Here is a 19,017-nt window from a genome sequence, read left to right as displayed (position 1 = left end):
GTCAAAGGGTTTTCAGATAAGCGACCAGAGCGGCCTTTTCGTCCCTTGTCAGGCCAAGGGGTTTGAGCAGGGGGGAGGTCGTCGGAAACAATGGGTCGTTTGTCTCGCCCGCCCTGGGTTTGGGGCGTGCGCCGCCCTCATTGTAGAAATTCACGGTGCCTTCGAGGGTAGGGAAGATGCCATTGTGCATGTAGGGGCCAGTGCGCGACACATTGCGCAGAGAGGGTGTTTTGAAGGCACCGACATCGGCGGGGTTACGGGTTACTTCATAGCGCCCCAGGTCCTGTAGCTTTCGGCCATAAAAACTAAGGCCGATATTATGGAATTTCTGATCGGAAAAGAGGGGACCATTGTGACAATTGGCGCACCCGGCCTTGCCGCGGAAAAGGTCGAGCCCGCGCAGTTCTTCGTCTGACAAAACACGGGTGCCCATCGAAAGTACGCGATCCCATTTCGAAGAGCGTGGTTTCAAGGTCCGCTGGTAGGCGGCGAGCGCCATCGTCACTTCGGTCATGCTGACCTTTCGGACGCCAAAGGCTTCGCGGAACGCGGTGCGATAGACCTGATCGTGATTGAGACGCTTCTCGATTTCCCTAGGTTTTGCCGACATCTCGCGATGGTCGGCGATCGGCCCGCTGGCTTGCGCTTCAAGACTTTCGGCCCGGCCATCCCAGAACAAAGTCTTTTGCCAGCCAGCGGTTATCAGACTGGGGGCGTTGCGGCGACCGCGTTGGCGATCATGACCAAAAGAGGTTTTGACGCCATCACCAAAGGACAGTTCCGAACTATGGCAGGAGGCGCAGGCGATCTGTTTCGAACCCGACAGGATCGGATCGTTGAACAGTTTTTCACCCAGTGCGATCTTCTTAGGCGTCGAGGGATTGGTCGTGGGCAAGGTGACAGGGGGCAGCGCGCCGAATTCTTCGAAGACGGCGCCCTCATGGACCACGGGCCGCGGCCAGGTTTCCGGCGCGCCCTGATATGCTTTGCGTAAAACGTCGATGCCGGGACTGTCGAAACCCGTCCCGGCAAACACCATCAGTACGCCTGCGATCAGCAGGTGTTTGGGTTTCATCATCAATACTTATACTTGATCCCAACCCAGAAAGACCGCCCGAAGCGGTAGGGTTGCGAGGTGGAGGTGGTGCCGGTGATTTTCGGAAGAGTGTCGAGCAGGTTGGTGCCCTTGACCTCAAGCGTCACCACATTGCGCCCGCGTCGAACCAGTTCGGCGTCAAACCCGCCATTGAAGGCGATGGTGTCGCCGTAATGGACGATGTCATAGACGTCATAGGAGGCGCCGCCAACTGTGATATTGGTGCCCGTGTCTTCAAGCTGGTCGAAGGCGTCGCGCCAGCGGGCATTGAGATTGGTGCGCACGCGGCTTCCCAGCCAGCGGGCACTCCAGTCGAGGTTGGCAAGGCCGGGTGCCGCGAAATCCAGTCGCTGATTTTCCGCCAGCACATCCATCAGGGTGCGTACCTGCCCCTGATAGTAGACCAGATCGCCGTCAGCCTCTTCGGTGTCGCTGACGGCCATATAGGCGTTGGTGGCGTCGATATTGGTTTTTGTCTCACCCCAGTTACCGCTGAAGGTGACGGTGTGGCGTCCGAAGCTCTTGCCCCATTCCAGAGACACGCCGCGATAGGTCGTTTCCCCCCCATTGGTCGGCAGATAGACATTGTAGGTGCCGGTTGTGCCGTCAGCCTTGGTGTAGGGGCGCGCTTCCGTCGTCGTCGAACGCGTCAGCTGATCCTCATAGTCACGAGAAATAAGTTTCAGGCGCCCCTGACCACCCCACAGCGACCGGCTGAAAGCCAGGGTCAGTTCGTCGGAATAGGGGGTCTTCAGTGCGATACCGTCATAGATGGTGCCATTGGAGACGCTGTAGAGATACCAGTCACCGGCCTTGTAGGTGCTCCCGACCTTCGACACGGTGCGGCGATAGGTAAAGGTGCGTGCGGTCGCGCCCTGAATGGCGTAACCAAGGAAGCTCTGATGGTAATAACGGTTGGCCCCGAAGGTCGCTGTTACCCACCGGAAGTCGTAGCTGACCGAGACACGCGGGGCGAAATTGTCGTTTTCAAGCACGCTTTCGCTGTCGTAACGCAGGCCAGCCCGCAGATTCAGATCACCAAAGCGACGGCTGTACTCGGCCCAGGCCGCCCGCGTGCGGACATCGACCGTAATGTCATAGGCCGGATAGAGTAGTTTGGTGGTCAGGACCCCCTTGCCCGCCATACAGGCGGGGTCACCGTCGCTGCAGACTACCAGAGCCCCCACGCTGGTGCCCGTGGCGGTGTTGTAGGAGGCATTGTCCTCGAACCGCTGCTTGTGCGCGGCGACGTAACCGAAATCGAAACCGCCGTCGAATAACCCGCCCCACAGGGGTTGCGACCACTGGCCTTTCAGATTGGTGTCCTTCTGCGTCTGGGCGATATCGCCGAAACCGCCGAACACGCAGTTGGTTGATGAGCAGTAGCCCGACCCGAGGACCGTGACCGGCCACGTAAACAGATTGCCAGGCGATGAGCGGCTGGAATTTGACGCGGCATGGGTGGCGGTCAGCTTCCAGTTGGCCGAACCAGCACGGCCTTTCAGTTCAATGCGCCCGCTCTTACCGCCGCCCTGCGTGACGATCAGGTCGTTCAGCATATTTTCGCGCGAGTATTCCTGCGTATAGGGGGTGTAGCTGTACTGTGTGGTCAGGGTCATGCTCTTAGCCAGATCGGCCTCGGCCTTGAGCAACAGGTTCCTGCTTTCGCTTCTCAGGCCGAAAGGGGCATTGCCGTAATTCGCGTTCTTGTAATAGGTCAACTCGGCTTCCTGCCGACTTGCCCCCACTATCACGCGCAGACGCTCGTTGACCGGCAGATCAAGGCTTAGCCCGGTGCGGCACTTGGTGTAGTCGGGCTCATTCGGGACATTGCTGCCCAGAGCTTCCCGCGTTTGCGGATCGATCTTGAAGCTGACCAGAGCATCACTGGTGCAGCTACGGTAAATAGTCGCGCCATAATCCTTGCGCGGCGCGCGTGTGTCGATTTCCACAACGCCGCCGGTAAAGCCGCCGTAGCGCGCTGAGACGTTGGAGTCGCGCACCGTTACCGCGTCGACCAGACTGGAATCGACCCACAGGGTTTCCGCGCTGGCTCCGCTGGTCTTGTCGTAGTGGGCTGGGTTACTGCTGTCACTCGACATAACGTCCAGACGGCTGTTGGCGGCGATGCCGTCGAGTATGAATGAATTCTCATAGGGCTGGCTTCCGGCGATGGAGATGTCGGCTGGGCGCAGATCCTGAATATCATCGGAGGTGGCACTGCCTTCTTTGGTGCTGAAAAATACATGCGGGAGGATCTTCAGCGTCTGATTGACATCGCCGTTGCCGTTCTGGCGCGCTTCGATCGACTCGCGCGACAGGATGCTGGTGCCGCTGTCGATGGCATCGCCCATTTCGTAAGCCATGGGGGCACCGGGCTGCGCGCTTTCACCCGTCAGACCGTCACCCTGCACGCGGATTTTGCCGAGGCTCATATCGCCGCCTTGCGCCTGCGCTTGTCTCAGGTTGACCGAGCGACCGGAAATCGAGTAGCTCAGCCCTGTTCCCGCCAACAGCTTTGTGAGCGCCTGACGCGGTGTGTAGCGGCCTCTTAGCTCAGACGAGCGGCGGCCTTCGACCAGCCCGTTGTCGTAGAAAAGCTGTAGGTTCGCCGATTGCGCGAATTTCAGCAGGGCCTGATTGAGGTCCTGCGCAGGCAGGTCGTAGCTTTGTGCCGCCTCTGTGGCGATCGGGATTTGCGCCCATGTCGGCGCGCTCACCATGGCACCCGAGATCAGCGCCCACACACAGGCGCCCGAAGTTAATTGCCGCAGCGTACTCGTTTTCATTTTACCCCGTCCTATTTATGCGAATAATTCTCAGACGCACATTCACGGGGTAAGACGCAGCTCGATCGAATTCCGGTAAAAAAATTCAATCTTCATTTCAATATAATATAACTATCTGAAATATAACTATTCCTGGAGAAGCAGAATGCCGGCCGGTGTCTTGATGGCCTGAGCATTTAAACCCGTCGTAAGGCTCGTCACGGCGCTATCGGGGTCCTGGGTGTCGAATACGCCACTGACACGACGTTCGGACAGGGTCTGGCTGGTGATGAACAGCCGGTCTTTGCGATAATGATTGAGTTGCGCCACCACCTCCCTCAGCGGGGTCCGGTCGAAAACCAGCCGGCCATAACGCCATGTGGCGGTTTGCGACGCCGGCATGGAGCGCACCGGCTGTAAGCCGTGGTGTCCGTAGATTACCGATTGGCCCGCATTAAGTAGCGCCTGTCCTTGCGTGTCAGTGACGCGGACGCGGTGTTCAGTGACTGTGACGCGGACATCTTTGTCGAGATACTCCACCGCGAACTGTGTCCCGAGCGCCCGTGACTGGCCGCTACGAGCCGCCACAACGAAGGGCCGCGTTTCGAGGCCCTTTATTGGAGCCGCCACCACATAGGCCGCGCCTGCCCGTAGCTTGAGGCGGCGGGTCTCGCCGTCATAGGCGAGATCGGCGGCGCTGTCACCTCCCAGGGTCAGGCGGCTGCCGTCAGGAAGGGGGAAGGTCCTGACATCTCCGGGTGCGGTGCGGAAATCCGGTGCCGTAGCCTGTTGATAAAGGAAGCCCGCAGCGATAGCCAGGATCATGCTGGCGGCAATCCCTTTTGGTAAGTGCCGGGACGTCAGCAACGGGCCGCTAACGCGCGCACCAGGTAGGGTACGCTTAAGCAATTCGTCCCGGTGAGGCCTCAGTTGCTCCGCCTGCCGCCACACCTCCATCGCCTCGGCGAGCGCAGAGGCATGAGCAGGGTCCGCAGCCACCCAGGCTTCAAAGCGCGCGCGCGCCTCCGTCTCAAGCGGCCCGTCTTCCAGCCGAACCAGCCATTCGGCGGCGGCCTGGGTCGGGTCAGAAGGCAGAGGACTTTTCCATCGGAAGGAGGGGGCGGTCACGCGAGCCTCGTAGCTGACATTTGCCGATCTGTCTTTAAGACGCAAAACATGACCGAAGCAGTAAATTTTCTCATCGGCGAATTGCCCCGGTCTTCAACTGACGCATGAGGTGCGCAGTGGCTGTCGCCAGATGCTTTTGCACCGAACTCTCAGAAATGCTCAATGCTGCGGCCGTGTCCCGGTAGCTTAGTCCGTCGATCCTCGTCAGGACGAAGACCTGTCGAGTACGTGACGGTAGACGCAGCAGAGCCTCACGCATAAAAATTGACTGTTGGGCGCTGCATAGGTGTTCTTCGGGCGTGAGAGCGTCGTCCGGTAAGGCCGCAAGCGTGGTAGGGTGGGTGTCGTGATCACTTTGCCGCGCCTCGCGCCGCAAGTGGTCAACCAGCAGATTGTGCGCAATTCGGTAAAGATAGGGGCGCTTTTGGTCAACATTGTCAATGTTGGTACCCATTCGCGCCACCCTCGCAAAGGTGTCCTGCGTCAGATCTTCAGCCAGGGCGCGATTGCGCGTCTTTTTCAGGAAATAGGCATCTATTTCGCGTCGGTACGTCCTAAACAGATGGGTGAAGACATCCTCACTCAATGGACGCGTTCCCGTGTTGGCTTGATTACTTTGAAATGAGCTGTTTATAGCGATTGCGGGTCATTCGCAATAGATAGCTCCAGGTCTACCCTTTCGACTGTAGGCTTGAGCCGACGCCTTTCGATTTAGATGATCGGGCTCCGATGAAAGATCTGGATCGCTGTATTTGTCTGCACGTCTAGCGCACAAAACGAAAAGGCCCCGGATGTGTCACCCGCCAGTTGGGCCAGCATACGGCTTGAAGAGGGTGCGGTGGTCGGAAACAAGGCTGCCAAACCGTCCCGTCGAATCTACAAAGGCTAGTTCTGGATATGTCGGTCCTGGAGTTTTCTTTCTCGCTATTTTGGGGCGGGCAGGTCAGGTTCTACGGAGCTTCCGGGGAGCCTTCAGTGTGATCACGAATTGTTTATGGGTGGCGCCGCCTCCTTGAAAATGACCTCAAGCCTTTTATCTGAAAGAAATCAGGTATTTATGTATTGAACGGTGGGGGTTTAATGTGAAGGGCAAGATCACGTTAACGCCTTGGCAACCCGGAGGAATAACAATGTAATCTGTGCTGGAGGGAGATAAGTTATGCTTGCGTTTGCGTTCGGAAATCGGGAAGACCTTAAAAATCAAAAATGCGCCGATCTCTTGAGAGCCATAGATGCGAGCCAGGCCATCATTGAGTTTGATCTCGATGGTCGCATCTTGGCCGCCAACGCGAACTTCCTGGCTACGGTGGGCTATTCCAGTTCCGAGGTGATTGGAAAACATCACTCGATGTTTTTGACCCCCGACGAGGTCTCCACCCCCGCCTACCCAGCATTTTGGAAAGACCTCAAGTCTGGCATCCCGAAAAAAGGGGAGTTTCGCCGTCGCGCAAAGGATGGCCAAGACATATATCTTGAGGCCGTTTACAACCCGATCCTGGCCAAATCCGGACAGCCCTACAAGGTGGTGAAACTCGCCGCAGATGTGACGCAACGCAAACTCAGAGACCTTGATCTCGAGGGAAAGGTGGCGGCCATTTCGCGGTCACAGGCCATGATCGAGTTTGCACTTGATGGAACCATCCTGACGGCGAATGCGAATTTTCTCAGTGTGTTGGGTTACAGCCTTGAAGAAATCGTAGGCCGTCATCACAGTATGTTCGTGCATGAACGCGAAAAAAAGTCTCGTGACTATGAGGCTTTCTGGAAACGTCTCCAATCGGGCGAATACATCTCCACACGGTTTAAACGCATTGCTAAAACCGGCCGTGAAGTTGTGATTCAGGCATCATACAATCCTGTTTTCGGTGTTTATGGTCGGCCAATTAAGATTGTGAAGTTTGCAACCGATATAACAACTCAGGCCCAGAAAGACGCTGACAATCTTGGGCAACTGGAGGCAATATCTCGAGCACAGGCGGTTATCGAGTTCGCCCTTGATGGTACTATCCTCAAGGCAAATGACAATTTTCTGAAAACGATGGGGTACCGGCAGGAGGAAATTTGCGGGAAGCATCATCGAATTTTTGTTGATGAGGAATTTGCCCAAAGTGACGATTACCGTCAGTTTTGGGAGCGACTCGCTCGGGGCGAGTATGTTGCGGGCGAGTTTCATCGGCATACGAAGGATGGTCGCTCGGTCTACATCCAAGCAACTTACAACGCGATTCTGGATATCGATGGTCGCCCATACAAGATCGTGAAGTATGCCTCGGATGTAACGGCAAGACGTGTGGCCCTTAATCGAACGACAGAGCTGTCGCACTCACTTCAGGACCTTTCTGCCGCCGTCGAGGAAATGGCAGCTACGGGTCGATCCATTGCGGACACAATGACGCAGACTAAGGCGGCAGCGGATCAGGCGAACCAATGTGTGACCGATGCTGACGAAAGTGCCCGCCGGCTCGCTTCAGCGGCCGCGCAAATGGACGGAATTGTTGAACTGATCAGCAATATCACAAGCCAAATCAACCTCTTGGCTCTAAACGCCACAATCGAATCTGCGCGTGCAGGTGATGCCGGTCGCGGCTTTGCCGTGGTCGCCACGGAGGTGAAAAATCTGGCGACGCAGGCGCGCAGGGCGACTGAGCAAATTAGCTCTGAAATCAGCGGTGTTCGCGCGAGTTCGTCGGCAGTCGTCGAAGCTTTAGACATGATCCGAAAAACCGTTTCGAATGTTCAAGAACAGGTTTTGTTCACTGCAGGGGCTGTCGAGGAACAGAGCGCTACCTCTCAGGATATGGCGAGAAACATGCAAATTGCATCGTCCGAGGCAGAAAGCATCGTCAGGGCCGCCTAGACTGCAGCCACAACATTAAGACCAACGGAGGATCAGGCGATGTCAATCAGCATCAAAAACCTGCTCGTGGGAATTTTGAGCTTCTTAGCACTTATTATATTAAGCGTGGCAGCGCTCGCTTTGGTTGAGTTGGATACAACCAACCAAGATACACGTGAGTTGGCCGACAACTGGCTTCCGTCCGTCGACGTTGTGAATGCAATTAATACGGATACGTCAGATCTACGGGTCGCAGAGGGCAGCCACGTAATGTCGGTCACTGCAGAGGACATGCTTGTCGCAGAGCGCCGTTTCGACGCCGTGATGGGCGAGTTGAAGAATAACCAGGCTAAATACGAAAAATTGATTTCATCTCAGGAAGAACAGAGGACGTATGAGTCATTCAAGTCTCAACTAGCAGACTATCTCGTTTTACATGACCGGCTATTCGCTCTTTCTCGGGCCAATAGAAATGCTGAGGCATCAGAGCTTTTCCGCGGCCCTATGAGTGACGCTTTTGACAAGTTTTCGGCAACATTGCTCGTTCTGGTCAAACTCAACCGGGAGGGTGCAGACCAAAGCCGAAAAGGAGCGCAAGCGACTTATGATCAGGCGCGATTGGTCTTGTGGGGCGCCATAGTAGTAGGTGGCCTGACACTTATTGCAGCCATCTGGTTAGTATTGACTAAGGTCGTCGCACCTCTTTCCTCCATCACTCAAGCGATGAAAAGCATCTCTGACGGAAAGCTTGACACTCATGTTTCACATACACATGAGAAAAACGAAATCGGGCTTATTGCGTCCACCCTTCTTGTGTTTCGGGAAGGTTTAACGGAGGCGAAGCGACTTCGAGAAGAAACGGAAGCGCTTCGTGTGCAGGCGGAGGTCGTAAGGCGTGACGCTATGCTAAAGCTCGCCGATGATTTTGAACGGTCGGTAGGTACCGTGGTGTCGATGGTTTCCTCAGCAGCGACGGAAATGCAGGCCGCGGCGACCCAATTGACAGCGACGGCCACGGAGACCTCTCATCAGTCCACTGCGGTGTCCGCTGCAGCCGAGGAAGCCGGCACTAATGTGACCTCTGTGGCCTCTGCAGCTGAGGAACTTGGTGCCTCGGTAGGCGAGATCGGGCGGCAGGTTTCCAGCTCGGCCACTATGTCGCAAAAGGCCGTAGATGAGGCCGATAAGGCGACAACCGTTATCTCGGAACTTAATGCAATGGCGGCGTCCATTGGCGGCGTTGTTGACCTTATTGCGGGTCTGGCCAGTCAAACCAATCTACTTGCCCTGAATGCTACCATTGAATCTGCGCGTGCAGGTGAAGCGGGGAAGGGGTTCGCAGTGGTTGCGTCTGAAGTGAAAGCGCTGGCCGGGCAAACGACGCGGGCGACCAGCGAAATTTCGGATAAGATTACCAAGATTCAGGAAACCACCGCTCTTGCGAGTGAGAACTTCCAGAACGTAGCCGATACGATTAGGGCATTGAGCTCAACAAATTCAGCGATTGCCTGTGCTGTAGAACAACAGTCGGCGGCGACGAGTGAGATTGTTAAGGCTGTCGCACAAGCTTCGCTCGGTGCGCAAGAAGTGACCGCCAACATCGCGGGTGTTGCTCAAGGCACCGAACAAACTGGGGCGGCGGCGTCTCAGGTTCTCGCATCTTCAAGCGAGTTGGCTCAACAGTCGGAGCGGCTCCACCACGAAATGGAAACGTTTCTAGCAAACGTGCGCGCGGCTTGAAACTGAAAGAGGATCCCGATGAGCGTCAAGGAACAAACAGCGAATTCGGTCCACATTCACCCGACGTTCTGGAAACGGTCCCAAAACTCAGTTCAGACCGACATCTCAAATGAGTTAGCGACACTGCCATCGACCTGTATTCAAGCCGAACTACAAAACAAACTCAGATCTTTGAGCGACGCTTGCGGCCAAATAACCGCGGAGGCCCTGCGTTTGACAGCCTTAGCTCAAAAAGCCAAAGAGCCTCAGCGCAGCAGTCTTCTATCTGACGTGGAAAAACTGAGGAGTTGCATTGCCGAGATATCCCTTGTTGCCGTCGATTTGCAGGCAAAAGGCGGGACGTCACCAATTCAAGAGAGCGTGACGGATTTAGATGATTGAGTGTTGATTTACGCCGAGATTTGACCCTGGGGCAAGCGGACTAAAAGCTGGACTGCTAGGAGGTGCTTCACCTATTCATACGTGAAATGAAGGCAAGAGGTCGAGCTCGACGTGTGCGCCCAATCTTCTTCCGTCATCCGTGTTGACATCGGTTCCAACCTTCTTTCAATCGGAGTCCTGTGGATCACAACAGATTCTCCCTGGGAATCCTATTTCTTCATCCCAACAAAATTCGTCCAAACGGCCTAGTGAACACGTCCTCCAACCTCTCCTGCCTCACCTAAAGGTGCGGGGAAATTCGCACTCACGTCCTCTTTAAGTCAATTTTAGACGGTTGCGTTCGATATGCCGACCTTGCACCGACCTCAGCGACCTCCACGCCGTCGTATACATGCTTCAAGTTGAACGCGATTTGCGAAGGACTTACGACACGGAGCGCATTTTTTCAACGAAAGAGCCAACTTCGCTCTCTAGAACCATCGAGCGGTGGGCGAGATCGTCCGAAAGAGCCCTCAGCTGCTCTGCGGCGGCGCCTGTTTCGTGAGCCGCTGCAGAGATAGTAGCGATCTGCTGGGTCACCTCGACCGTTCCATTCGCGGCCTCGATCGCGTTCGCTGCGATGTCTTGCGTGGCCGCGCCTTGTTGAGAGACGGCGCCGGCTATAGCGGTCGTTGACTGACGGATAAGTTCGATCGTTTGCACAATTTCACTGATCGAACTGACGGTTACAGTGGTAGCCGATTGGATTTCGTTCACCTTTGCGGCTATCTCATCGGTGGCACGGGCGGTCTGGTTCGCCAGCGATTTGACCTCGGTCGCGACGACCGCGAAGCCCTTGCCCGCATCGCCCGCCCGTGCGGCTTCAATCGTGGCGTTTAGAGCAAGTAGATTGGTTTGCGCTGCAATCTCACGGATCAGTACGATCACATCGCCAATCCTTGAAGCCGCATCTGTCAGAACGGATATGTTTTCACTTGTCGCGGAAGCAGCGGTAGCTGCTGACCCTGCTATTTCTGCGGAGCGAGCGACCTGAGTGTTGATTTCCTGAATGGAATGAGCAAGCTCTCCGGTTCCCGCGGCGGCGGTGTTGACGTTGCTGGCGGCTGCCTGCGCGTAAGTTGTTACTTTTGCGCTTGTCTGTGTGGTCTCCTGTACCGCCCCGCTGAGGCCCTTCGCGGCCTGAGCGATTTCGTGTGCGGTTTGGTTGAAGCCCTTCGTCATGTTTTCCACTTGAGCGATCAGGGATTTGGCCAACTCATCACGTCGAAGGACTTGGCGCATCTCTTCTTCTTTTACTGCAGCTTCTCTTTGCGACATCGCCTTCGTCTCGGCTTCGGCGGCCCGGGCAGTGTCCAGCGCGGCGCTCGCGTCATGGAAGCTTTGCTGAAGTGTGCGCACGATCCATACGAGGACGCCGGTTTGCCCTACGAGGATGATGGCGTGTATGACCACGCGCTCGAGATCGGGGCTACTCGATGGGAAAACTGCCGTCGGCATAACGTAATTCAACCCCAGATGATGGACAGCCACGATAGCGCTGTAACCAACCAAGGCGCGCCAGTCACACCAGCCGGCCACAAGCGCCAACGAGGCGAAAAAGTACATATGCATGTCGACTTGGTACCCGTGACCGTCAAATACGTAGACCAGTTCACAAGCGAGAACGGCCAAGGCCATGGAGCTAACCATGCGGGACTGCGGGCCCGTTCGATCTTGCCACCAAAGGAAGGTCGCCAACCCAGTGACAGCACAAGCGATAGCGAAAGGAAATAGGAGTGAGGCACCCGTGCGGAACACAACTGGCAAAGCGGCGACCGCTACGACGTTGATCCAAAGAAAGGCTATGAAGGCGGCGCCAAACCGGTTTCTGAGGGAATTTAGAAGATTCATATCTATGACCTTTGGCAACCGGCGAGAACGCGGGGATTGAAAACCAGAAAAGCCCCATGTTTGTAGAGGCGGACCACGAAACCAGGAGATTTCGATTGCGCAATGACTATCCGACCCGAAGGGGTGCCGGAAATCAGCTCTCCGTCAGCCTGCAATATCACGTCTATGACGTCGAAATCCGGATTCGATGAGAGGGGATTGGCGATAACGGCTACGGGCCCGCTCGACTTAGGCGTAAGTGCTACGCAGAAAGTAAGTAGAGTGAATATGACTCCAATCGAGGCCATCGCCGCAGATTTTTGGCGTTTTGTTTTCGCCATCGCAACTTCAATGCTAAAGTTAACCCTCTGGCAACGTAACGCCGTTTCGTTAATTGGATATTACTGCCTGCGCCCGAATTCAAGCTGAATCGCAGGTCCCTCTTCGAGAGATGGCAATAATGACATGCTTCATAAGCAAGCTCCGCTGCTGCCGCACCCTTTCGAATCCGTGTCATGCGCCGGATATAAATCAGTCGTCTGGAAATGACGACACGTTTACTTTTCCCGGGCATATTTAAGAATGGCAGGGGCATGGTGGTGGTGATGGCGACCTTTGAGTTCAGCAGCCGCTTGTGTTAGCCGCGGCGGCGTCCGGTAGAGATCGAAATGCGTCTTCAAATCAGGATCGAGCATGCCATCATGCGTGTCAGGCAGGAAGCTTTGATAGGTACCCAGCAAGCCATTCCTTGAGCCCATCGGCGCTACCGACTGACGTGTCCAAAGAATGGCCGTGCGTTTTGCAAGGTCGAGCTTGTCATAGTAGCCTCTGGTCATCAGGGGGAGCGTGTCATACATGCTGATAGCGAAGCTAGCATCGATGCATTTGTAGATCGCGGTCTGGTTCAAGGCCAAGGTATCGCGGCCACAATCCCGATGACGCCAATCCTCTCCCGATCGACATAGGCAAGCAATCGGATGTAATCCACCGCGGCGCTGACCTCCTCCGTGTTAATATCAGGTGAGGCCGGGTTACGTGGTTCGCCGCCACTTCCACCGGAACGTCGTGGCATACCCGATACGCGCGTCTGAGGGCGGGCTATCACTTTGAATATTAATGGTCGAAATTTACTGCCTTCAATTCCCACCTTACGCGGGTGTGGGCCTGAGGGTCATCAGGCTGCGCTTAGGGGCGATACCAAACATCCGCGAGTATTCGCGGCTGAACTGGGATGGGCTTTCATACCCCACCTGATAGGCGACGTCGGCGACATTGGCGGCGTCTGCCATAAGCAGCCGCCGGGCCTCAAGCAGTCGAAGTTGTTTCTGATACTGCAACGGCGACATGGTAGTCATTTTCTTGAAATGCTGATGGAAGGATGACGGGCTCATGCGAGCCTCAGAGGCCAACGCCTCGACGCGGATGGTTTTGGCCAGGTTGTCCCGAATCATGTAGATGGCGTTGGCGACCCTCTCCATATTGCTTTCCGGTATAACCAGTTTGCGCAACTCAGCCCCATGCGGGCCGGTCAGCAGCCAGTAATAGATTTCCTTCATGATCGACGGGTAAAGCACAGGCACGGCTTTTGGCGTTTCCGACAGACGCACCAGTCGCAAAATACATTCGGCGAGCCGATCATCGACCTTACCCACAAAAACGCATCGGCCTGAGTCCGGGGTTGTAGGTATGTTGTCGACCTGTTCTATGACTTCGCGCATCATGGCGCTGTCGAAATCAATCACTACACCGACATAGGGCAGGTCAGAGCTGGCTTCGACGATGCGGCCGGAACCCGGCACGTCGACACTGACCACCAAAAACTCCATAGCGCAGTACTCAAGCCGCTCATCGCCCAGTAGGATTTCTTTAGTGCCTTGAAGGGTCACGCACATAGAAGGCTTATAAATCTTGCGCATTGGCATCATCGCTTGAAAACAGCGCAGGATGTTGACGTTGTCCACGGCGGTTTTAAACGTAACTGTTGCGAGCGGCGCACCTTGGATATGTGATTTTGGCGGGGTAAGCTCGCGCGCGTAAAGGATGGGCTATGGGCGAGGAGCGTTTGGGTCGGGCGTTCCGAACCGCTTAAACTGGAAGATTTCTCGAAGCCGCGCCGCGTTTCCTGGGATATCCGCCCGGCAGTCATCAAGGATGCTGGGCTCGTCGAGCGTGACCATTTTCCCTTTCACTCTGACGGGCAGATGAATCAGGATCGGCATCATAAGGTAGCGGTGTGGACTGTTGGTCTTAAGGACGTCGTTCCACAGTCGAGGGTTCATATCAACGGCAAGCATGAAGCCCGCACACCAGTCGTGGGCCGTTATCTGCCCCTTCGCGTCCGTCCTAAATACGGGCGTCAGATCCTGGTCGTCGCGCAGAGTATCGCTGATCCTGTTGTGCCAGCGCATGATCGCCTTAATGGCGGCAAACTCCGGCGTTCCCCCCGTATTGAAGGCCGTGGGTTCGATCCCAAGCAAGGGGCATATCCATTTCAGGGGATCCATAGATACGGGCCCCACCACGACGGCCGTAACAAAGCCATCGATGATCGACAGGTTTTTCCCCCAGGCCGAAGGCCGCTGGCTCAGCCATTGAGCAAACTCTTCGTCCTCCATGGTCCGTTCCGGCGGGGCCTGGATGACCTTGGGTTTCGCTTTGGAAGGTCTAATCTTCATGCCGCCAACCTCAACTGCGCTTGAGCTTCTTTCGCCGCCCGCCAGTTCCAGGCCTGGCGCACCATCCTGCGGACCCAGCCACGCACCTCCTTGCCTGACGGTGTTTTGCCGGGTCGCAGGATGACGACGACCGGTCGGCCTGTGCTCACATCGTAGACGTGGATGGGCTTAAAGACATATTCCCCTTCATGGGCATTGAAGAGCGAGAGTTGCTGGCGTCCGTGAACCACGTCGACCGTGTCGTCGATATCGAGAGTGACAGCGGCGGGAATGGCCGAACCGAAACTGGCGCAGTACTGGTCGATAAGACCGTAGGTCAGCTTGATCGCGCTACGCAGGTCCGGCGCATTCTCAAGGCGCGACAAGGTCGGTTGTGAGCACAGGTCCTTGCCGCCTTCAGGCAGTCGCCCGCATGCCAGCTTGAAGGCCGGATCGGTGCGCAGGAAAGCCAGATCGTTGCCATCTTCGTAGCCGCAGGCGATGGCGAAGACCCGCGCCTTCAGGATCGAGGCAAGGGAATGGGTCACCAGGAATGGATTGCGCTGATCGGGTATCAGCCGCCAAAGCCGATCAATGATCCCGATCCGGCGTTCCGCGGCAGATAACAGCATAACACCGCCGTCTGAACTGATACGTCCGCCATCAAAGGCAGCCGTGATTTTCTTGCGGGAAACGCTTGGCAAATCGAATGGAAGATCGGTATCCTGGTCCATGGCGGGTGTGGCTCCGCGTGTCTTGGGTTTAGGTCAGGTGTGGTAACCAGAATCTATTCCAAAACAACGCTTTACGCTACACCCGCTGCACTTTTTTGCCCCCGCCGTGAATAGGATGGGTTAGAAGTTCGAGCGCTTGTGGCGATGCCCATTCCGCGAAACAATTTGCCTATTCCTACGTGATTTCGCTTTTGGGGTTTGTGGGGATTGAACCTAAGTTTATGATGGCAACTGAGTGATAGATCATAGCCTTGAAGCCTTTGTTGGTTTTGTCTGTCCTCATTACAATTCGTTTTAATTATTTGATTTTAAAGAAAAATTCAAATGCACGTCTCCATTATTCGATTTCTTTTCGATGTCTAAAGGCTTTGTACGCCGTCGATGTTGGGAGATGAAGATCTTCGCCCCACGTTCATTGAGATCATCGACGATCGAGCTGCGGTCAAACGCCTGATTGACGCCCGCAGGATACAATAATTGTCGTTGCATATTGTTTTTCCGTTTCTTTGTTCGGATTTAAAAGCCGTTGTAGATAGGAATGCTGGGTGCATGTGCATCCACACGGTTGAGAACATCCTTGGCCAGCGGAAGGTTGCTTTTTTCGGCTGCCCAAACCTGCTTGAAGCGGTTTACGGTTTCCCGCGCGACGTCGATCACAAGCTTCTCTGGCAGTCGGGCCTTAGCCGCAAGGTGGATCAACTCGTCCTTCGTGACTTCGGCCATTTTCTTGGTGCGCGAATATTTCAGAGCGGCGCTGTCATCTGGCAGGTAGGGAATTGTCGACAGGAAGTCGTATGCTGGCGCCAGAACAGGCGTCCTTCCATCTGGATAGAGAACGGACCAGTTCTTCAGATGCATATCGGCATTGCCGATAAGGGTATTGAAGACCAGACGCCGGATATATTCAGCAATATCGGCATCTCCAGTTTCGATACCCAAAACCATTCCGATGCGCCGGTAGCTTGCGTCGTCGTACTTGGCTTCGGGAAACTGGCTGAAAACCTGAGCGAAATCCTCAGTGTGGATTGGACTATCTGGGCTACGGTCGAATCGCTTCACCGCCAGGGCCTGTCCCGAAAATTTTCCGATGCCTTCGGGTAGGCCGTCAATAGAGTCGAGATCCAGCAACTGAAGCTCAGGGACGTCCATTCCCATGAGGCGGGCAACTGTCATCATTGAGAATTCGTTTTCCGGAACGCCGGCAAATTGCTGTGAAGGAAGCTTCACGATCCAAGAACCGCCCACCCCTTCGGCGGGAATGGTCAAGCCGCCGGCCTTGTTACCGTTGCGGAGAGCGGAAAACTTGAGTTGCACGCCAGCCAAAGAAAAGCGCAGCGCGTTGCGATGACCCTGATCGAGAATATCATCGTCAGAAGGGACAGTTTGATGCTCGCCCGGATACACCGAAAGTGCGCCGGGCAGGTCACGTCCCAGCGTCCAAAGCAGAAAGAACTCCCGCCTCTCATTTACGCCGGCACGCTGGGCCAGGTAGCGCCTTAGTGACCCTTCTGGGAGAAGATTGGAGAAGAAGGGGGGGAGCTTGGTCTGGACAGGCCTGAAGCGTGTAAGTAACTGGCCATATTCATCCTTGAACGATAGGCTTAGCGTTTGCCGTTCGGAATTGCCTATGTAATCCTGATTGAAGGCAAACAGCGTCCGATCGCCCTGCACATTGGTCAGGGTGCCTATGGATTTGTTATGCAGACGGACATCGAGGACAGAGACTTCAGGCATCGTCGTCATCCTCAGTGAGGCTATAGGCAGAACGCGGCTCCTCTGTCCGGCCATGAGCAATCCTGTTTCTCAGAGCCTGAAGCCGTTGGACAGTTTTCATAAATTCCACACCCCACTGCATTCCGCTTTCGTAGTGGTCGAGCATATGAACGGCGTCACCTATGATTTTGATTTCGTCTGGCTGCAATGAAACGCGCTTGAAGAACCGAAGATATTCATCCACTCGATCTAGATCGGCGAATGAACCGGCGAATTTCTTTATTTCGGTTACGAGACGTTCACCGCGGGAGATCAGCGAGAGCGCAGATTTTCCTGTCTCTGGAGATAGGCCCCGACGCGACGGCGTATCCTGAAACAAGCTGTTTACCGCTGACATCGAGCGTTTAGGAACGAAAAGCAGTTCTAGGTCCAAGGCCCGACCTATATCGATCATGGTTCCAATGCCGGGACTAAGTTTGCCACTTTCGATCTGAGAGATATGGCTTTGCGTTACGCCAGACCGCGCACTCAGGTCGCGCTGGCTCATACCTGCTTTTTTGCGCGCCTGTCGGATTTGAAAAGCCAGATCTTCTGTTTTGTAGGGCATGATATAGATTCATATATCAAAAACGAAATTGATATAAAGGAATATATCATGTCCAGTGTGATTTTCAAGAATTGATACTTCATCTTGATCATATGGAGAATTTGATAAGAATTTTATATCAAATTCAATCTATGCCGTGCTGACCTCACGCAAAAAAAAGCCCCGGCTGCTGTCCGGGGCTTTTCCTTCTGATTGAGGCGATCTCAGGCGTTGAGGCGTTCCTTGACGGCTTTGCCCGGAATGAACGTCAGCTTCTTAGAGGCCGCGATTTGGATGGTGGCCCCGGTCGACGGATTGCGGCCCGCGCGGGCCGGCTTATCCTGGACCTTGAACTTGCCGAAAGCCGGGAAGTTAACTTCCTGGCCCAGCACAGCCGCTTCGATAATGCTGCTTAGCGTGGTTTCTACGATCGCCTTCGCGGCGGCTTTTGTAACACCGTGTTCGGCGGCAATCTTGTCAATGAGGTCAGACGTGTTCATAGAAGGCTCCTTTGTCTCTCGGCCGGTTCTCGGCCCGAATCACAGGATATTTCAAGTGGGGTGGGGGTAGATCCCGCAAATGCGGCAGGGAAAACGCCCGTGCATGTGCTGAGATTCGGCGATAGGCTGCGGCCGTGAGCTTTCAACTCGATATGTTCGCCGTGACGCAATCGCTTGCCTCGAGCGTTGCTCCGATTCTTGAGGGCATAGTCTGGACAAGTGATATCTGCGTTCTCCCGTCGAGCGGTGCCCACCGATAAGTCAAACTTCTCTCTTGGTAAACGCTAAGTTCCCATATCGAGTATGCCCTGTGTGGCAAGGAACAGCGCATCACAGGCCTCAGGCGTGAGCACCGATGAAGAGAATATTGTTCTCTATATGTATGTGCATCATCAGATCCTCGTAGAGCCTTTCGAGTTCTGAATAGAGCCGCCGCCACGTCCCGCACGCTCCGTCCGGAGGTACAAATGCGTTGGCGATCACCTTTAGTTGTTTCAACGCGTCGGTATGCTGGACGTGCTCCATCTGCATCATCCGGATCGGCCCCTCGGCCATTGGTAGTGCGCCGGAACTGAGCATGGGGAAGAGGATGTTCTCTTCTTTCATCATGTGCATGAACAGGTCTTCAAACACGGCGTGCAGGTACTCTGTCAGTCCGTGCGGGCACTGGGGGTGATCGGGGTGAACGGAGATGACGCGTTCAGACAAGGCGATAAGATCCGCAAACTGAGATCGATGTACGTCGTGGTATCGTTCAACGATATGTGTTGTGATCTCGCGGGCTGATTTTGTGCGCCAGTCCACAGTGCCAATAGGGTCAAGCGGCGTCGTTGCGGCGAGTCGCGCCAGAAGGTCATCGCGGTCCCCACCTCGATGAGTCAAGGCCTGAGCCAGTGACAGGTGACCTTCGTTTAACGCATCAAGGCCCGTTTCCTGCAGGATGCGAAGGGTCTGGGGACATTCGCAGACAATATCCGCCAGGGGACGTGACAACCAATCCATTTCAACCTCC

Annotated in this window: 15 protein-coding genes and 1 pseudogene; 3 read left to right on the top strand and 13 right to left on the bottom strand. The window is 55.3% G+C overall.

The features are described from left to right. Window position 1: 1 nt before the first annotated feature. From ACK8OE_RS14030 to ACK8OE_RS14015, 4 genes are all read right to left on the bottom strand, one after another. On the bottom strand, window positions 2–1,078 hold the full coding sequence (locus ACK8OE_RS14030; protein WP_410273031.1) for a cytochrome-c peroxidase: 1,077 nt from the start codon (window positions 1,076–1,078) through the stop codon (window positions 2–4). Further along, window positions 1,078–3,885, bottom strand: a complete 2,808-nt coding sequence (locus tag ACK8OE_RS14025) for a secretin and TonB N-terminal domain-containing protein (protein WP_410273030.1) — start codon at window positions 3,883–3,885, stop codon at window positions 1,078–1,080. Before ACK8OE_RS14025 ends, ACK8OE_RS14030 begins: the two co-directional genes overlap by 1 nt. Window positions 3,886–4,011: 126 nt before the next feature. Continuing rightward, the gene (locus tag ACK8OE_RS14020; RefSeq protein WP_410273029.1) at window positions 4,012–4,992 is read right to left on the bottom strand and encodes a FecR family protein; all 981 of its coding nucleotides are present in this window, start codon (window positions 4,990–4,992) and stop codon (window positions 4,012–4,014) included. 70 nt (window positions 4,993–5,062) lie between these two features. After that, complete coding sequence (locus ACK8OE_RS14015) at window positions 5,063–5,578, bottom strand: RNA polymerase sigma factor (protein WP_410273028.1); 516 nt, start codon at window positions 5,576–5,578, stop codon at window positions 5,063–5,065. A gap of 573 nt (window positions 5,579–6,151) precedes the next feature. On the opposite strand from ACK8OE_RS14015, the gene ACK8OE_RS14010 reads away from it, so the two are divergent. From ACK8OE_RS14010 to ACK8OE_RS14000, 3 genes are read left to right on the top strand one after another with little or no spacing between them, the layout of a single operon-like run. Next, on the top strand, window positions 6,152–7,849 hold the full coding sequence (locus ACK8OE_RS14010; protein WP_410273027.1) for a PAS domain S-box protein: 1,698 nt from the start codon (window positions 6,152–6,154) through the stop codon (window positions 7,847–7,849). Between the two features lie 39 nt (window positions 7,850–7,888). After that, window positions 7,889–9,568 (top strand): methyl-accepting chemotaxis protein, encoded by a 1,680-nt coding sequence (locus ACK8OE_RS14005; protein WP_410273026.1) that lies wholly within the window; start codon window positions 7,889–7,891, stop codon window positions 9,566–9,568. An 18-nt stretch (window positions 9,569–9,586) separates the two neighbouring features. After that, entirely contained in the window at window positions 9,587–9,949 is a 363-nt protein-coding gene (locus ACK8OE_RS14000) for a hypothetical protein (RefSeq protein WP_410273025.1), read from the top strand. A 423-nt stretch (window positions 9,950–10,372) separates the two neighbouring features. Here the strand turns inward: ACK8OE_RS14000 and ACK8OE_RS13995 are convergent, their stop codons facing one another. The 9 genes and pseudogenes from ACK8OE_RS13995 to ACK8OE_RS13955 all read right to left on the bottom strand — a co-directional run bounded on the left by ACK8OE_RS13995 (window position 10,373) and on the right by ACK8OE_RS13955 (window position 19,007). Beyond that, window positions 10,373–11,626 (bottom strand): methyl-accepting chemotaxis protein, encoded by a 1,254-nt coding sequence (locus tag ACK8OE_RS13995; RefSeq protein WP_410273024.1) that lies wholly within the window; start codon window positions 11,624–11,626, stop codon window positions 10,373–10,375. A gap of 749 nt (window positions 11,627–12,375) precedes the next feature. Beyond that, window positions 12,376–12,726, bottom strand: coding sequence for a hypothetical protein (locus ACK8OE_RS13990; protein WP_410273023.1), 351 nt, complete (start codon window positions 12,724–12,726; stop codon window positions 12,376–12,378). Between the two features lie 240 nt (window positions 12,727–12,966). After that, window positions 12,967–13,779, bottom strand: coding sequence for an AraC family transcriptional regulator N-terminal domain-containing protein (locus ACK8OE_RS13985; RefSeq protein WP_410273022.1), 813 nt, complete (start codon window positions 13,777–13,779; stop codon window positions 12,967–12,969). Window positions 13,780–13,863: 84 nt separating this feature from the next. Then, on the bottom strand, window positions 13,864–14,493 hold the full coding sequence (locus ACK8OE_RS13980) for a YecA family protein (RefSeq protein WP_410273021.1): 630 nt from the start codon (window positions 14,491–14,493) through the stop codon (window positions 13,864–13,866). Window positions 14,494–14,549: 56 nt separating this feature from the next. After that, window positions 14,550–15,206 (bottom strand): annotated as a pseudogene (locus ACK8OE_RS13975) (transposase); the annotation flags it as partial. A 516-nt stretch (window positions 15,207–15,722) separates the two neighbouring features. Beyond that, window positions 15,723–16,940 carry a type II toxin-antitoxin system HipA family toxin gene (locus ACK8OE_RS13970; RefSeq protein WP_410273020.1) on the bottom strand — a complete coding sequence of 406 codons (1,218 nt, stop codon included), beginning with the start codon at window positions 16,938–16,940 and terminating at the stop codon, window positions 15,723–15,725. After that, complete coding sequence (locus ACK8OE_RS13965; protein ID WP_410273019.1) at window positions 16,933–17,526, bottom strand: helix-turn-helix domain-containing protein; 594 nt, start codon at window positions 17,524–17,526, stop codon at window positions 16,933–16,935. Before ACK8OE_RS13965 ends, ACK8OE_RS13970 begins: the two co-directional genes overlap by 8 nt. Window positions 17,527–17,729: 203 nt before the next feature. Next, window positions 17,730–18,005: an HU family DNA-binding protein gene (locus ACK8OE_RS13960; protein ID WP_410273018.1), complete on the bottom strand. Its 276-nt coding sequence runs from the start codon at window positions 18,003–18,005 to the stop codon at window positions 17,730–17,732. A gap of 339 nt (window positions 18,006–18,344) precedes the next feature. After that, a complete protein-coding gene (locus ACK8OE_RS13955) occupies window positions 18,345–19,007 on the bottom strand; it encodes a hemerythrin domain-containing protein (RefSeq protein ID WP_410273017.1) in 663 nt (220 codons plus the stop codon). Window positions 19,008–19,017: the final 10 nt, after the last annotated feature.

Source organism: Asticcacaulis sp. W401b (genome assembly GCF_046503825.1).
GTDB lineage: Bacteria > Pseudomonadota > Alphaproteobacteria > Caulobacterales > Caulobacteraceae > Asticcacaulis.
This window is presented reverse-complemented; position numbering and strand designations above follow the sequence as displayed.

Coding starts and splice junctions, on each gene's coding strand:
- ACK8OE_RS14000 (WP_410273025.1), top strand. CDS start 9,587: ATGAGCGTCAAGGAACAAACAGCGAATTCGGTCCACATTCACCCGACG.
- ACK8OE_RS13960 (WP_410273018.1), bottom strand. CDS start 18,005: ATGAACACGTCTGACCTCATTGACAAGATTGCCGCCGAACACGGTGTT.
- ACK8OE_RS14005 (WP_410273026.1), top strand. CDS start 7,889: ATGTCAATCAGCATCAAAAACCTGCTCGTGGGAATTTTGAGCTTCTTA.
- ACK8OE_RS14030 (WP_410273031.1), bottom strand. CDS start 1,078: ATGATGAAACCCAAACACCTGCTGATCGCAGGCGTACTGATGGTGTTT.
- ACK8OE_RS14010 (WP_410273027.1), top strand. CDS start 6,152: ATGCTTGCGTTTGCGTTCGGAAATCGGGAAGACCTTAAAAATCAAAAA.
- ACK8OE_RS13995 (WP_410273024.1), bottom strand. CDS start 11,626: ATGGCCTTGGCCGTTCTCGCTTGTGAACTGGTCTACGTATTTGACGGT.
- ACK8OE_RS14025 (WP_410273030.1), bottom strand. CDS start 3,885: ATGAAAACGAGTACGCTGCGGCAATTAACTTCGGGCGCCTGTGTGTGG.
- ACK8OE_RS13965 (WP_410273019.1), bottom strand. CDS start 17,526: ATGCCCTACAAAACAGAAGATCTGGCTTTTCAAATCCGACAGGCGCGC.
- ACK8OE_RS13980 (WP_410273021.1), bottom strand. CDS start 14,493: ATGAAGATTAGACCTTCCAAAGCGAAACCCAAGGTCATCCAGGCCCCG.
- ACK8OE_RS13955 (WP_410273017.1), bottom strand. CDS start 19,007: ATGGATTGGTTGTCACGTCCCCTGGCGGATATTGTCTGCGAATGTCCC.
- ACK8OE_RS13970 (WP_410273020.1), bottom strand. CDS start 16,940: ATGCCTGAAGTCTCTGTCCTCGATGTCCGTCTGCATAACAAATCCATA.